The organism is Labrys sp. 22185 (genome assembly GCF_052045555.1).
Lineage (GTDB): Bacteria > Pseudomonadota > Alphaproteobacteria > Rhizobiales > Labraceae > Labrys > Labrys neptuniae.
Genome location: NZ_JBQEPH010000009.1, coordinates 123,426 through 137,252 on the forward strand (window position 1 = coordinate 123,426; position 13,827 = coordinate 137,252).

The 13,827-nt window shown below is 65.3% G+C and carries 13 protein-coding genes; 10 read left to right on the plus strand and 3 right to left on the minus strand.

Annotation, left to right across the window (positions count from 1 at the left end; genetic code table 11):
• Positions 1 to 56 precede the first annotated feature (56 nt).
• Positions 57 to 626, minus strand: coding sequence for a fasciclin domain-containing protein (locus ACTJKX_RS19010; RefSeq protein ID WP_311940732.1), 570 nt, complete (start codon positions 624 to 626; stop codon positions 57 to 59).
• A gap of 355 nt (positions 627 to 981) precedes the next feature.
• Between ACTJKX_RS19010 and ACTJKX_RS19015 the strand changes: the two genes are divergently transcribed.
• The 7 genes from ACTJKX_RS19015 to ACTJKX_RS19045 all read left to right on the plus strand — a co-directional run bounded on the left by ACTJKX_RS19015 (position 982) and on the right by ACTJKX_RS19045 (position 8,075).
• A complete protein-coding gene (locus tag ACTJKX_RS19015; RefSeq protein ID WP_440726151.1) occupies positions 982 to 1,554 on the plus strand; it encodes a sigma-70 family RNA polymerase sigma factor in 573 nt (190 codons plus the stop codon).
• On the plus strand, positions 1,547 to 2,251 hold the full coding sequence (locus ACTJKX_RS19020; protein WP_440726152.1) for an anti-sigma factor: 705 nt from the start codon (positions 1,547 to 1,549) through the stop codon (positions 2,249 to 2,251). Before ACTJKX_RS19015 ends, ACTJKX_RS19020 begins: the two co-directional genes overlap by 8 nt.
• Positions 2,252 to 2,430: 179 nt before the next feature.
• On the plus strand, positions 2,431 to 3,435 hold the full coding sequence (locus tag ACTJKX_RS19025) for a LacI family DNA-binding transcriptional regulator (RefSeq protein WP_367625237.1): 1,005 nt from the start codon (positions 2,431 to 2,433) through the stop codon (positions 3,433 to 3,435).
• Positions 3,436 to 3,510: 75 nt separating this feature from the next.
• Positions 3,511 to 4,866 (plus strand): ABC transporter substrate-binding protein, encoded by a 1,356-nt coding sequence (locus ACTJKX_RS19030; protein WP_440726153.1) that lies wholly within the window; start codon positions 3,511 to 3,513, stop codon positions 4,864 to 4,866.
• A gap of 241 nt (positions 4,867 to 5,107) precedes the next feature.
• Complete coding sequence (locus tag ACTJKX_RS19035) at positions 5,108 to 6,004, plus strand: carbohydrate ABC transporter permease (protein WP_440726154.1); 897 nt, start codon at positions 5,108 to 5,110, stop codon at positions 6,002 to 6,004.
• The gene (locus tag ACTJKX_RS19040) at positions 5,997 to 6,839 is read left to right on the plus strand and encodes a carbohydrate ABC transporter permease (protein ID WP_311940751.1); all 843 of its coding nucleotides are present in this window, start codon (positions 5,997 to 5,999) and stop codon (positions 6,837 to 6,839) included. The genes ACTJKX_RS19035 and ACTJKX_RS19040 overlap by 8 nt, the downstream gene beginning before the upstream one ends.
• Before the next feature lie 42 nt (positions 6,840 to 6,881).
• The gene (locus ACTJKX_RS19045) at positions 6,882 to 8,075 is read left to right on the plus strand and encodes a glycoside hydrolase family 172 protein (RefSeq protein ID WP_440726155.1); all 1,194 of its coding nucleotides are present in this window, start codon (positions 6,882 to 6,884) and stop codon (positions 8,073 to 8,075) included.
• 306 nt (positions 8,076 to 8,381) lie between these two features.
• Here ACTJKX_RS19045 and ACTJKX_RS19050 read toward each other — a convergent pair whose 3' ends face one another.
• The gene (locus tag ACTJKX_RS19050; RefSeq protein WP_440726156.1) at positions 8,382 to 10,553 is read right to left on the minus strand and encodes an anthranilate synthase component I; all 2,172 of its coding nucleotides are present in this window, start codon (positions 10,551 to 10,553) and stop codon (positions 8,382 to 8,384) included.
• Positions 10,554 to 10,861: 308 nt separating this feature from the next.
• Here ACTJKX_RS19050 and ACTJKX_RS19055 point away from each other — a divergent pair, with 308 nt between their 5' ends.
• The 3 genes from ACTJKX_RS19055 to ACTJKX_RS19065 are packed head-to-tail and all read left to right on the plus strand — an operon-like array spanning position 10,862 to position 13,439.
• On the plus strand, positions 10,862 to 11,839 hold the full coding sequence (locus ACTJKX_RS19055; RefSeq protein WP_376717740.1) for an aliphatic sulfonate ABC transporter substrate-binding protein: 978 nt from the start codon (positions 10,862 to 10,864) through the stop codon (positions 11,837 to 11,839).
• Between the two features lie 8 nt (positions 11,840 to 11,847).
• Positions 11,848 to 12,687 (plus strand): ABC transporter permease, encoded by an 840-nt coding sequence (locus ACTJKX_RS19060; RefSeq protein WP_440726157.1) that lies wholly within the window; start codon positions 11,848 to 11,850, stop codon positions 12,685 to 12,687.
• Positions 12,687 to 13,439, plus strand: a complete 753-nt coding sequence (locus ACTJKX_RS19065; protein WP_440726158.1) for an ABC transporter ATP-binding protein — start codon at positions 12,687 to 12,689, stop codon at positions 13,437 to 13,439. Before ACTJKX_RS19060 ends, ACTJKX_RS19065 begins: the two co-directional genes overlap by 1 nt.
• A 96-nt stretch (positions 13,440 to 13,535) precedes the next feature.
• On the opposite strand, the gene ACTJKX_RS19070 is transcribed toward ACTJKX_RS19065, so the two are convergent.
• Positions 13,536 to 13,715, minus strand: a complete 180-nt coding sequence (locus ACTJKX_RS19070; RefSeq protein ID WP_311940764.1) for a hypothetical protein — start codon at positions 13,713 to 13,715, stop codon at positions 13,536 to 13,538.
• Positions 13,716 to 13,827: the final 112 nt, after the last annotated feature.

A 13,827-nucleotide genomic window follows, 5' to 3' on the forward strand; every position in this document is an offset into this window, starting at 1 on the left:
GAAAGGGATCTAGGAGGCACCGGACCGCGGAGGCGTCCGCGGTCCGGCGCAAGCCATCATTGCGGCAGCAGTACGGTGTCGACGACGTGGATGACGCCGTTGCTCTGGTTGACGTCGGGGATGGTGACGGTGGAGCGGTCACCCTTGGCGTCGATGATGTCGAGCTTGCGGCCGTCCTGCACGACGGTGAGCGTGCCGCCCTGCACAGTCTTGAGCGTGGCCTTGCCGCCCCCGGCCTTCACTTCGGACATCAGTTCGGCGGCCGAGTGCTTGCCGGCCACGACGTGATAGGTGAGCACAGCGGTCAGGGTCGCCTTGTTCTCGGGCTTGAGCAGCGTGTCCACCGTGCCCTTGGGCAGCTTGCCGAAGGCCTTGTTGACCGGGGCGAACACGGTGAAGGGGCCGGGGGTCATCAGGGTATCGACCAGGCCGGCCGCCTTGACCGCGGCGACCAGCGTGGTGTGGTCCTTCGAATTGACGGCGTTTTGGATGATGTTCTTGGAGGGATACATCGGCGCGCCGCCGACATTGACGGTGGTCTCGGCAAAGGCCGCGCCCGTGTAGAACACCGAGGCGGCCAGAACCACACCGATGACGGCTGCGTAAGAGGAGGTGCGACGGGTCATGATAGATCTCCGGAAGGTTGCACCGCTCGTTCCGAGCGGTGGAGCACGGGGATGTCCGCGTCTCGTGAAGATCTACGCCTCGATTTCGCACGAGTTTCAGAATTTAAAAAATATTCTTCAATTTCATCTTATAGATCGAAATAACAATGAAATATACAGATACGATACAACGGCCATAAGGTTTCATTTCTGTGAATAAAATTATTTCCATATTTCGATGAAACCTTTGCGCAGCTGCAACGTACGCACCAACCCGCCGGATTTCAGGATGGAATTCTGTTTCGCCGGGCAGCGAATTATTGTTTGATTGAGGCGGGCGACCAGTCCAGGCCAGGCGGAAACCGGGGCAATCGGCTTGAGCAGCAGCAGAGGCGTCAACGAGAAGGAAGGGTCGTCGCTGGAGGGCCTGTTGCACGCCGTCGCCTCCGGCGACAGGGCTGCGTTTCGGCGCCTCTATGATGCGACACAGGCGAAACTTTACGGGGTGGTGCTCCGTATCCTGCGTGACAGGGCTGCGGCCGACGATGCAGTGCAGGAGATCTACGTGAGAATCTGGGACAAGGCGGCGGATTTCGACCCCGGCAAGGCCTCCGCCCTGACCTGGATGGCGACGATCGCCCGCAACCGCGCCATCGACCTGCTGCGCAGCGCGCGGCCCACGGCCGGCACCGACGCCCAGGAGATCGAGGATTTGCCGGCCGAGGCAAGCGAACCGCTCGAGGCTCGCCAACGCAGCGAGGAATTGCGGCGACTGCTCTCCTGCCTCGCCGGCCTCGAAGAGGAGCGGCGCCAGATGATCCTGCTCGCTTACTATCGCGGTGCCACACGCGAGGCCCTGTCCCGGCGCTTCGAGCGGCCGGTGCCCACGGTCAAGACCCTGCTGCATCGCGGCCTCGCCCAGCTGAGGGAGTGCCTCGGCCATGACTGAGCGCGATGACCTCGATCTCCTGGCAGGCGAGTATGTGCTCGGCACGCTCGACACGGCCGAACGTGCCGCCGTTGCGGCCCGGCGCCAGCGCGAGCCCGATCTCGATGCCGCCATCACGGCCTGGGAGCGTCGTCTGGCCCCATTGGCCGAAACCATCGCACCGGTGGAGGCGCCTGCTTCCTTGTTCCCGAGCATCCTCGGCCGCCTCGACGGCGGGACGGACAGTCTGGTTCCCCTGCTCGAAAGGCGCCTGCGGCGCTGGCGCATGGCCGCCCTGGGTGCAGGCGCGCTGGCCGCGGGGCTGGCCCTCTTCGCCCTCACGCCCTCGCTCCGCAATCCGGCGCAACCGGGCAATTTCGTCGCCGTGCTGCAGAAGGACGCCGCCTCCCCCGCCTTCATCGTCTCGGTGAATGTCGAGGCGCGCTCCCTCACCATCCGGCCGGTGGCCGCCCGGCCCCAGCCGAACAAGTCCTATGAGTTGTGGCTGGTGAACGACAAGCTCCCCGGCCCGCGATCGCTCGGCGTGATCGGCGACCGGCCCTTCACGGTGGAGAAGGCACGCCTGTCCAGCGTGCCCGAGCAGGTGGTGCAGCAGGCCGTCCTGGCGGTGACCTTGGAGCCGGAGGGCGGCTCCCCCTCAGGCCAGCCCACCGGCCCCATCCTCTATTCCGGTACCCTGGTGCAGGCCACGCCCTGATCCTGCGGGTGCGCGGACGTCACGGCGACATGCTCGCATGCCGCGACGTCCGCATCCTCGCCTCCCAAGCTGTCACGGTTCCAAGAACGGACAAAGCGTGCACGTGCCCGGGAAAAGCTCACTCTCAATACGCGTGCAAATCGATTTGCAAATGCATTCATCTTGGCTATCATGCCCAAGTGAGCACGATATCGAAAGTCGCCGAGAGAGCTGGCGTTTCACGCACGACCGTATCGCATGCGATCAATCATGCCGATCGCGTGTCCAGGGAATTGCGCGAGCGCGTCGAACAGGCGATCCGCGAATTGGGCTACCAGCCCAACCCCCAGGCACGCAGCCTGCGCACGGGGCGCACCGATACGGTCGCCATGCTGATCCCCGACATCCGCAACCCCTTCTATCCCGAGCTGGTGAAGACGGCGCAGTCGGAGCTCGAGAATGTCGGCCTGGACATGCTGATCTTCAACACGGACGTGCCCGGTGGCCACTCCCAGGACCATGGCCGCGAATATCTCAGGCAGATCCGCAACCGCCGGGTCGATGGCCTCATCGTCGGCGATTTCGCCCTGCACGGCATGCATGACGTGCTCGAAGACATCGACATTCCCACCGTCTTCATCGGTCATCTGCCCAATCAGGCGGTCGACAGCATCCGGCTGGACGATTTCGGCGGCGGCTATCTGATGGGCGAATATCTGGCCCGCCAGGGCCATCGGCGCATCGCCCATGTCACCGGCCCGGACTTCTTCTCAGAGGCGATGGCGCGCGCGGACGGTTTCGAGAAGGCGTTGAGCGACAATGGCGTCGCGATCGACCCCGCCTTGCGCTTCACCGGCAGCTATCTGGCGCCATCGGGCCGCGAGGCCGCAGCCTGGCTCAGGCACGAGCACGGCCACGCCCTGCCGACGGCCGTATTCTTCGCCAACTACCTGATGGCCTCCGGCGCCCTGACCGAATTCTACGACAGCGGCATTTCGGTGCCCGGGCAGATCGCCGTATCCGTCTTCGACGACCTGCCCCAGCTCGAATATGTCCGCCCGCGCCTGACGCGGGTGGGCAACAGCCCGGCCACCCTCGCCCGGCAGGCCACAACCATGCTGCTCGAACGCCTGAACGGCAGCTTCACCGGCGCGCCGCGCACGGCAACCGTGCCATCCATCCTGCACCCCTTCGATTCAGCCTGACGGGAAGGCGGCAGACGCCGCATCCGTCGAGAACGACAAGCCGGTGGCACGACAACCGGCAACAGGGAGGAAATCATGACTGTGAAGGCCATAGGTCCCGAGAACCGTGGTGCTCGTATCAGCCGGCGCAACCTCATCGTCGCCGGCGCCGGCCTGGCGGGCGGCTTCCTCAATGCCCCCTATCTCAGCCGCTCCGGGGCCCAGGCCCAGGACGCCACCCTGAAATTCTGGCAGTTCTATGCGCCGGGCGGGGACGTGAAGCCGCAGGTCAAATGGTTCCAGGATCTGGTGGCGGCCTGGAATGCCGACCACTCCCCCAAGGTCGAGCTCGAATATATCGTCAACAGCGAATACATCTCCGGCTCCAAGCTCGCCACCGCATTCGCCTCGGGCCAGGGGCCGGACATTTTCCTGATCAGCCCCGGCGATTTCCTGCGCTACTACAATGGCGGCGTGCTGGCCGATCTCACGCCCCATATCGAGGAAGCAGCCCGCACCGACTTTCCCGATAGCGTGATCGCCAACCGTAAGGTCGACGGCAAGATCTATGGCGTGCCCATGGAGGTCGAGCCGATGGCCTTCTATTATTCGGTCAAGGCCTTCGAGGAAGCCAAACTCAACGAGAACGACATACCCAAGACCTGGGACGACCTCCTCGAGCTTGCCAAGAAGCTGACCACCTCGAACCGCTATGGCGTGCTGTTCGAGACCACGCCGGGCTATTATCAGAACTTTACCTGGTATCCCTTCCTCTGGCAGGGCGGCGGCGAGATCCAGGGCAAGGACGGCAAGAGCGCCTTCGACTCCCCCGCCACCGTGCAGGCCCTCAAGCTCTGGCAGGACGCCATCCAGTCCGGCGCGGCGCCCCGGCAGGTGGTCAGCGGCGGCTTCGACATCGTTTCCAATCTCGGCGCCGGCCTCACCGCCATGCAGAATGTCGGCATCTGGGGCATCGCCGCCATGGAGAACAACGCCAAGGACATGCCCTATGGCGTGTTCAAGCTGCCGGTTCCGGCCGGCGGGAAGTATGTCACCGTCGGCGGCGGCTGGGCCTTCGTCGCCAATGCCAAGGGCCAGAACCCCGACGCGGCGGCCAAATTCTGCGCTTGGGCCCTGGCCTCGATGGACAAGGGTTCGATCCAGCGGGTGCTCGACTGGTGCACGACCGCCAAGAGCGACATGCCGCCGCGCTCCAGCGCCCTCGCCGCCGGTTCCGCCGCCTTCCAGGCCGGCCGGATGGGCGTCTTCTCCAAGGAGATCTATCCGGGCACGCGGGCCGAACCGCGCGTACCGCCCGAGGTCTACAAGATCATCTCCGACGCGATCCAGGCGACCCAGCTCGGCGGCACCGATCCGCGTGAAGCGGCAACGGCGGCCAGCCAGCAGCTCGACGCCTTCCTCGCCGGCTATAGCGGCGCACCGATCCTGTGAGGGGTAGGGTGGTGTTGTCGTCGATATGGGATGCAGGCGCGCGGCCTCAGAAAAAGCCGCGACCACCCTTCTCCCCTTGCGGGAGAAGGTGGCGCGAAGCGCCGGATGAGGGGTGTTGGCGGACGCCTTGCAAGGTTGCGTTTCTCCCCTCATCCGCCCCTACGGGGCACCTTCTCCCGCAAGGGGAGAAGGGTGGTCGCGGCTTGTACTGCTCGCTTGATGGATTTGCGGGAGCCGCGCCATGACATCCGCTCGCAGCGCCCGCCGCGATGTCCTCGCCGGCTATCTCTTCGTACTGCCCGACGCCGTGGGGCTTGCCCTCTTCGTCGGCCTGCCGATGCTGCTGGCGCTGGCCATCGGCTTCTATGAGGTCGACGGCTTCGGCGGCTATCGTTTCGTCGGCCTGGCCAATTACGGGCGGATGTGGCGCGATCCGCTGTTCTGGACCTCGCTGAGGGTGACGCTCATCTATGCCGCCCTGCTGGTGCCCGCCCTCTATGTCAGCGGGCTTGGCCTCGCCTTGCTGGTACAGCGCGGCGGGCGGTTCGAAACCATGATCCGCTCGATGTTCTTCGCCCCGCAGATGGTCAGCCTGGTGGTGGTCGCCATGGTCTGGCAGATCCTGCTGGTGGAGAAGGTCGGCATCCTCTCCCGCCTCTCCGCCTCACTCGGCCTGCCCGGGCTTTCCCTGCTCGGCGACCCGAACCTGGCGCTGTTCACCCTGGTGGCCGTCAGCGTCTGGTTCATGATGGGGTTCTACATGCTGATCTTCCTCGGCGGCCTGCAGGACATTCCGACCGAATATTACGAGGCGGCCGAGCTCGACGGGGCCGGTGCGCTCGGCCGCTTTCGCTACATCACCTTGCCTTTGCTGCGTCCCACCAGCTTCTTCGTGGTGCTGGTCTCGGTGGTGATGGCGGCGGCCGGTGGCCAGGTCTTCGATCTCATCTATGTCATGACCAAGGGCGGCCCGGCCAACGCCACCTCCGCCCTGATCGTCTACATCTATCGCCAGGCCTTCCAGTTCGGCGCCTTCGGCTATGCCTCGGCCATGGCCTCGCTGCTAGTGGCGCTCTTGATGGCCGTGACCCTCATCCTGTTCAGGCTGACGCGGGGCGGGCGCTTCCATCATGCCTGAGCGCAACGCCCCTGCCCTGCCCCCATCGGGCCAGCTCGTGCGCTTCCTGTGGATGCTGGTCAGCCTCGTCCTGGCGCTGATGACGGTGTTCCCGCTGGTCTGGATGCTGGTCGTCGCCTTCAAGCCGCCGGCCGAGGTGTTCCTGCCCGATCTGGTGCCGCAGCGGCCGACGATCGGCAACTTCCTCTATGTGCTGACCGAGATCCCCTTCCTGCGCTACCTGCTCAATTCTTTCCTGGTCTCGGCGATCGTCACCCTCGTCGCGCTGTTCTTCCATTCCATGGCAGGTTATGCGCTGGCCCGGCTGCATTTCCCGGGGCGGGACGCGATCTTCCTCGCCATGTTCTCCACCTTCCTGGTGTCGCTGCCGGTGATCATCGTGCCGCTCTTCATCCTGGTGCGGGCGATGGGCATGCTCAATTCCTATGCCGGGCTGATCGTGCCTTCGATCTTCAACGCCTTCGGCATCTTCCTCCTCCGGCAATATTACCTGTCGCTGCCGCGCGAATTGGAGGAAGCCGCCCTGATCGACGGCGCCGGGCGCTGGCGCATCTATTGGAGCATCGTGCTGCCGCTGAGCCGGCCGATCCTGGCGGCGCTGGCCATCCTGTTCTTCCTCGCCAACTGGAACGCCTTCCTCTGGCCGCTCACCGTCGCCTCCGATTCCAGCCTATGGGTGGTCCAGGTCGCGATCGCCAATTTCCGCAGCCAATATGCCGGGGCCTGGAACTATGTGATGGCGGCCTCGACCATCGTCGCGCTGCCGATGCTGATCCTGTTTGCCGTGTTCCAGCGCCAGATCACCGAATCCATCAAGACCAGCGGCCTGAAATGAGCCGCCCCCTTGTTTCCAAAAAAGCCTTTCGAGGAAGTGAGCATGACCCAGTCCGGACTTTCGCCCCTGCGCGGCCTCGCCAAATTGCGCGAGGGCCGCTCCCGCCGCTTCTCCAGCTATGACCGCACCGGCGGCAATGACGACAGGCTGCATATCGAGCCGGGGCAGACGATCACCATCGCCGAATATGCCGGCGCCGGCATCGTCACCCATATCTGGGCCACGCTCGCCTGCAAGAGCGAATTGTTCCTGCGCAAGATCGTGCTCCGGGCCTATTGGGACGGCGAGGAGCATCCGAGCGTGGAGACACCGATCGGCGATTTCTTCGGCATGGGCCATGCCGCCACGCGCAACTTCGCCAGCCTGCCGGTGCAGGCCAGCCCCGAGGATGGCAAGGCCTTCAACTGCTATTTCCCGATGCCGTTCGCCAGCCACATGAGGCTGACTATTACCAACGAGGCCGAGGACGACCTGCTGTTCTACTATTATGTCGACCTTGAACTGCACGAAGAGCTCGAGCCGGGACTCGGCCGCTTCCACGCCCAATATCGCCAGGACCGGCCCAAAGGCGTGGACGAAACGGGCCTGGCCAACGAGCAATTCCTGTTCGGCGGCGAGACCGTCGACGGCAAGGACAACTACACCATCCTGGAGGCGGAGGGGCACGGCCATTATGTCGGCGTGCTCTACAGCGTCTATTCGCGGCGGCGCTCGGACCTATGGGACTGGTATGGCGAGGGCGACGACATGATCTTCGTCGATGGCGAGCCGGGCCTGTCGGTGCCCGACACGGTGCGCAAGCCCGATCCGCGCATCGGGCCCAAGGCCGCGCCGATCGCACCGCGCAGCGAGAGCAGCCCCGGCGCCAACGATGCGTGGCCGCCGACCCTGCACGGCACCGGCACGGAGGATTACTTCAACACGGCCTGGTGCCCGACGCAGGACTACAGCGCGCCGTATCACGGCATCATCGCCGCCGGCGGCCCGAACTGGACCGAACCGGTGACGCTCTATCGCTGGCACATCGAGGACCCGGTGATCTTCCATAGATCGATCCGGGTCAGCATCGAGCACGGCCACGCCAACCGGCGCTCGGACGACCTCTCCTCGGTGGCATTCTGGTATCAGGCCGAGCCGCACAAGCCCTTCGCGCCGCTGCCCGCCATGAAGGATCGCCTGCCGACCTTCCGCCGCCCCTACGAGACCTGGAACCTGCGCATGGATGGTGGGAGCTGAGGACGCGGGTTCGGAACAGAGAACCAAAGCGAGATAGGAAGCAAGGTGACCTAGAGCTCACAGGAAACCGTCAAGACATGCGCTTATTTCCGCAGAACCAAGCGCAGTAATCCTTCCTCGACGACGGCCATTGAATCCACACATCTCGACGAGGCAGAAAAAGGCGTGAGAAATCCTTCCCCGACTTCGGGGAAGGATTTCCTGCGCTCAATACTGCCAATACTGAGATGTGTGAATCCGGCAGCCAAAACCGGGGAGGGATTCACCCGCCTCTTCCGGCAGCGATAAGGTCGTCCTTGCCGACTGTTACTCCGCCGCGACCGCCACGGCCTCACCTCCGATCATCGCCAGCACGTTCTCGATCATCCGTCGGCCGATCTCGGGCCTGGTCATTACCGATTCCGGGTGGAACTGCACGGCGGCCAGCGGCAGGCTGGCATGCTCCACCGCCATGATGACGCCGTTGCCGTCGCGCGCGGTGACCCGCAGCTCCGCCGGCAGAACCTGCGCATCGGCATGGATGGAGTGGTAGCGCCCCACCGGGAAGCTGCCGGGCAGGCCGGCGAAGAGCCTGCCGTCCTCGACCTCCACCCGCGAGGCCTTGCCATGCATAGGCCTCGCGAGCAGGTCGAGCCGGCCACCGAAATATTCGACCATGCCCTGCAGGCCGAGGCAGACGCCGAAGACCGGCAGCCCGCGCTGCAAGGCAAGCGCCAGGGTCCGCTGCATGGCGAAATCCGCCGGCCGCCCCGGCCCCGGCGAGAGCACCAGGAGATCTGCCGGCTCCCCGTCCGCGAGCTTTTGCCGCGCCAAAGCCGGGCGCAGGGTCACGACCTCGGCACCGGCGGCGCGGAAATAGCCGGCCAGCGTGTGCACGAAACTATCCTCGTGATCGACGAGCAGCAGGCGCGGCCCGGGGCCAGCCCTGCGGACCGGTACCACCAGCCGGCCAACCGTGGGGGTTTCCTCCTCGAGCACGGCCAGCATGGCGGAGGCTTTCAACCGGGTTTCCGCCTCTTCCTCCAGGGGATCGCTGTCATGCAGCAGGGTGGCGCCGACACGGACTTCCGCCACCCCATCCTGCAGGCGGATGGTGCGTAGCGTCAGGCCGGTATTCAAGGCGCCATCGAAGCCGATCGAGCCGAAGGCCCCGCCATACCAGCGCCGGGCGCTCTTCTCTTCGGCTTCGATATGGCGGATCGCACCACGCTTGGGTGCCCCGGTCACCGTCACCGCCCAGGCATGGCTGAGAAAGGCATCGAGGGCGTCGTAGCCCGGCCGCAACAGGCCCTCGACATGGTCGACGGTATGAATCAGGCGTGAATAGAGCTCGATCTGTCGCCGGCCGATCACCCTGATGCTGCCGGGCTCGCAGATGCGCGACTTGTCGTTGCGGTCGACATCGGTGCACATGGTCAGTTCCGCCTCGTCCTTGGCGGAATTCAGGAGCTCGCGGATGCGCTCGGCATCCTCAAGGGCGTCGGCGCCGCGACGGATGGTGCCCGCGATCGGGCAGGTTTCGACGCGCTGGCCGTCGACCCGCACGAACATTTCCGGCGAGGCCGCCACCAGGAACTCGCCCTCTCCGAGATTGATCAGGGCACCGAAGGGCGAGGGATTGGCGCTGTTGAGCCGGCGAAAGACCGCGCTCGGCGCTTGCGCGCAGGGTTTGGACAGCAATTGCCCCAGCACCACCTCGAACAGATCGCCGCGGGCGAAGGCGGCCCTGGCCCGTTCGACCATGGCAGCATATTCGCCAGGCGCGTGGTCGCTCTCGGGCGGCAGGTCCGGGCCGGCCAGCATGCGATAGGGATGGGGTTCGGTGGCGCGGGACAGGTTTCGGGTCGAGCGTCCCTCGACGCCGAAATCGTAGCTCAGCCGTTGCGCCCGCCGGCGGGCATGATCGACCACCACCAGTTCGTCGGGCAGATAGAGCACGAGATCGCGCTGGTCCTCGCCGCGCGGCAGCCTGAGGTCCATCGGCTCGAACTGGAAGACGAGGTCGTAGCCGAAGGCACCGTAGAGGCCGAGATGGGGGTCGTCGGGCGCGGCGAAGAGTTCGACCACCGCCCGCAGCAGCGAGAACAGGCTGGGCTGGCGGCTGCGCTCCTCTTCGGCAAAGCCGCCTTCCGCCGCGCGCACCGTACCTGAGAGATAGTCCTCACCCCTGGTGAAGGTCTCGAAGAGATCGAGCGGGCGCAGACGGGCCTCGATAGCCGGGATGAGGCAGGTGCCGCGCGGGTTGAGGGCCCCGATCCGAAAGCTTCGGCCCTTGCCGGTGATGACCAGCGGCGGATCGACGAAGCCGATCTCGCCGCGCCGATAGCGCCCCGGCACTTCGCAGCCCGAGGAGAACAGCGCGCCCCGCTGCCGGTCCAGGCGATCGACGAGGGCGGACAGGTCATGAGGATAGTCGAGGTCGCGGCAAGTGCGATGGATCCGGATGCCGCCGGCCGAATGGTAGATATGGTCCGTCATGGAGCCAACTCCGAGTTGCGGCCGTCTCGGGTTGGGTGCTCCTGCGCTGATCTTCAAAAAATCAAAAGCCGCCCCTCCCGGGACGGCCAGATGTGCAATGATCATGCGTGGCCGTCCGTGCTTAGACGGGCCACCACCAGCTTGCTGAGAAAGACGAAATGCGCATGGCCGGATGCTAGCAGCCATGCCCAGCGAGAACAATCCCCTTCGGGCGGCCGAGCGAGATGTTTTTATCTATTTTGTCTACAATCTTTATGTATTAATAGAACGAGGATCTGTTTCGGAGATATGCCGTGTCCCGCCCCGCTCTGCCGACCCGACGCCGCTTCATTGCCGGCCTAGCCTCCCTCGTCGCCGGTGGCCTTGCAGCGCCTCGGCTCGCCAGGGCCGCCGACAATCCGTCCGAACTGCGGATCGACTATGCCACCTACAATCCCGTCGGCCTGCTGATCCGCGACAAGGGCTGGCTGGAGGAGGAGCTCAAGGCCGACGGCATCGCGGTGCGCTGGGTCCAGTCCCTCGGCTCCAACAAGGCCCTCGAATTCCTCAACGCCGGCAGCATCGATTTCGGCTCGACGGCGGGAGCGGCCGCCCTGGTCGGCCGCGTCAACGGCAATCCGATCAAAGCCGTCTATGTCTATTCGCGCCCGGAATGGACTGCGCTGGTGACGCGCCCCGACACCGGCATCGCCGCCGTCGCCGATCTCAAGGGCCGGCGCGTGGCGGCAACGCGCGGCACCGATCCTCACATCTTCCTCATCCGCGCGCTGGCTTCGGCCGGGCTGAAGGAAAAAGACATTGCGCTCGTGCCGCTTCAGCATGGCGACGGCAAGGCTGCCCTGATCCGCGGCGATGTCGACGCCTGGGCGGGGCTCGACCCGATCATGGCCGGCGCGGAGGTTGAAAATGGCGCCAAACTCTTCTTCCGCGATGCCGCGCTCAACAGCTGGGGAGTCTTGAATGTGCGCGAGGCCTTTGCCGCTGCCCATCCCGAGCTCGTGCGCCGCGTGCTGGCCGTCTATGAAAAGGGCCGCCAGCACGCCCTCGCCAATCCCGCCGATCTCAAGCAGAGCCTGATCGCGGCCGCCAAGCTGCCCGATGCGGTGATCGAACGCCAGCTCACCCGCACCGACCTGTCGACCGGCACGATCGGGGACGCCCAGCGACAGACCCTGGTGGCCGCCGGGCAAGCCCTGCAGGGCGCCGGCGTGATCAAGGCCGAGATCGACGTGCCCGCGGCAGTGAACGGGCTGATCGACCCGCGTTTCGGCGCACAGACGCAATAGGCCGGGCGATGACGGCACTCGAAAGCCCTGCCGCGCCGGAGGCGTTGAAAGAGCGGCGTCCGGCGACCAGGCCTTCTCTTCGCCATGTCCGGCCTTATGCCGGGCTGCTTCTGCCCCTCACCCTCGCCTTGGCATGGGAATATGCCGTCCATGCCGGCTGGAGCGACGGACGGCTCTTGCCGCCACCGAGCCGCATCGCCGCGACGCTGCTGGAGTTGGCGCGCAATGGCGACCTCACCACCCACGTCCTCGCAACGCTGGCCCGGGTCGGGGCCGGCTTCTTCTTCGGCGCTCTCGCCGGCATCGCACTCGGCGCTGCCTCCGGCTATTCGTCCCTGTTCCGGACCCTGGTCGACCCGACGCTGCAGGGGCTGCGTGCCATTCCCTCCCTCGCCTGGGTACCGCTCTTCATCCTGTGGTTCGGCATTTTCGAGCAATCCAAGATCATCCTCATCGCCATCGGCGTGTTCTTTCCGGTCTATCTCGGCGTTTCCAGCGCGATCCGCTCGGTCGATCGCAAGATCGTCGAGGTCGGCCAGGTCTTCCGGCTGAAAGGGCTGCAGCTGGTACGGCGCATCCTCCTGCCGGCGATCCTGCCACAGGTCGTCACGGCGCTCAGGGTCGGCCTCGGCCTCGGCTGGATGTTCGTGGTGGCTGCCGAGATCATGGGAGCCTCCGAAGGGCTCGGCTATCTGCTCGTCGATGGCCAGCAACTGGGCAAACCCGACGAGATCGTCGCCACCATCGTCCTGTTCGCGCTGATCGGCAAGGCGAGCGACATGATCCTGGTCGCGCTCAGCCACCCCTTCCTGCGTCACGAAGACAGTTTCGCCGGCGGGGACCGCTGATGCTGTCGCTGCGTAATCTCGACAAGACCTATGCCAATGCCACGCAGGCGCTGCGCGGCATCGACCTGTCCGTCGCGCCCGGCGAGGCCGTTGCCATCATCGGCGGCTCGGGAAGCGGCAAGAGCACGCTGCTGCGCCTGATCGGTGGCCTGGAAACCGCGACCTGTGGGCGGGTGGAGATCGATGGCGTGCCCATCAGCGGCCCGGCGGAGACCGTCGGCTTCGTCTTCCAGGAGCCGCGCCTCCTGCCCTGGCTGACCGTCGCGGGGAATGTCGCCTTCGGCCTCGCCAGCCTGCCCCGGCAGGAGCGAGACAGGCGGGTCGCCGAAGTCCTCGCACGCGTCGGTCTGGAGGGACAGGGTAGAAGATGGCCCAAGGAATTGTCCGGCGGCATGGCCCAGCGCGTCGCCATCGCCCGCACCCTGGCGGCGCGGCCGGGCATCCTTCTTCTCGACGAGCCGTTTTCCGCCCTCGATGCGCTGACCCGCGCGAGCCTGCAGGATCATGTCGCCCGGCTCTGGCTGGAGGACCGGCAGACCCTTCTTCTCGTCACGCATGACATCGAGGAGGCGCTGCTGCTCGCCGATCGCGTCGTCGTCCTCGCGCCGAAGCCCGGACGTATCGAAGAGACGGTCAGCGTCGACTTGCCTCGCCCTCGCGATCGCGACAGCGCAGCCTTCGAACAGGCCAGGCGCTATTTACGCAAGGCTCTCGATCACTCCCTGCACGGCCAGATGCCTGCCTATGCCTGATGCTGCCGAGGGTTCATTGCCCCCAAAAGCAGAACGCGCCACCTTCAGGGAAGAAGGCGGCGCGTTCGAAACTCGTCCGTCGACGGAAGGCGGTGCTCAGACAGCCTGGGCACCGTAGACCTGCTGGCGAGCATGACGGATCATTTCCATGCGGTCGGCACGCAGATCACGCAGATCGCGGTCGGACAGGCTGTTGATCTCATCGAGCAGGCGCAGGAACTCGGCCTGCTTGGCCATGCGGTCCTTAAAATAAGCAATGATGCTTGCGAAGATCATGATGACTACTCCTTTGTTGCCAAGGAGTATCCACCTTCTCATGTTGCGCTGCAACATACATCGTCGCAATGCCGAATTGCATAGCTCGCATGGCTAAAGGGTCGAATATGGC

What these genes read in the sequence shown, in the direction of transcription:
- ACTJKX_RS19010 (WP_311940732.1), bottom strand. Translation starts at nt 626, where the DNA reads ATGACCCGTCGCACCTCCTCTTACGCAGCCGTCATCGGTGTGGTTCTG.
- ACTJKX_RS19020 (WP_440726152.1), top strand. Translation starts at nt 1,547, where the DNA reads ATGACTGAGCGCGATGACCTCGATCTCCTGGCAGGCGAGTATGTGCTC.
- ACTJKX_RS19030 (WP_440726153.1), top strand. Translation starts at nt 3,511, where the DNA reads ATGACTGTGAAGGCCATAGGTCCCGAGAACCGTGGTGCTCGTATCAGC.
- ACTJKX_RS19035 (WP_440726154.1), top strand. Translation starts at nt 5,108, where the DNA reads ATGACATCCGCTCGCAGCGCCCGCCGCGATGTCCTCGCCGGCTATCTC.
- ACTJKX_RS19040 (WP_311940751.1), top strand. Translation starts at nt 5,997, where the DNA reads ATGCCTGAGCGCAACGCCCCTGCCCTGCCCCCATCGGGCCAGCTCGTG.
- ACTJKX_RS19045 (WP_440726155.1), top strand. Translation starts at nt 6,882, where the DNA reads ATGACCCAGTCCGGACTTTCGCCCCTGCGCGGCCTCGCCAAATTGCGC.
- ACTJKX_RS19050 (WP_440726156.1), bottom strand. Translation starts at nt 10,553, where the DNA reads ATGACGGACCATATCTACCATTCGGCCGGCGGCATCCGGATCCATCGC.
- ACTJKX_RS19060 (WP_440726157.1), top strand. Translation starts at nt 11,848, where the DNA reads ATGACGGCACTCGAAAGCCCTGCCGCGCCGGAGGCGTTGAAAGAGCGG.
- ACTJKX_RS19065 (WP_440726158.1), top strand. Translation starts at nt 12,687, where the DNA reads ATGCTGTCGCTGCGTAATCTCGACAAGACCTATGCCAATGCCACGCAG.
- ACTJKX_RS19070 (WP_311940764.1), bottom strand. Translation starts at nt 13,715, where the DNA reads ATGATCTTCGCAAGCATCATTGCTTATTTTAAGGACCGCATGGCCAAG.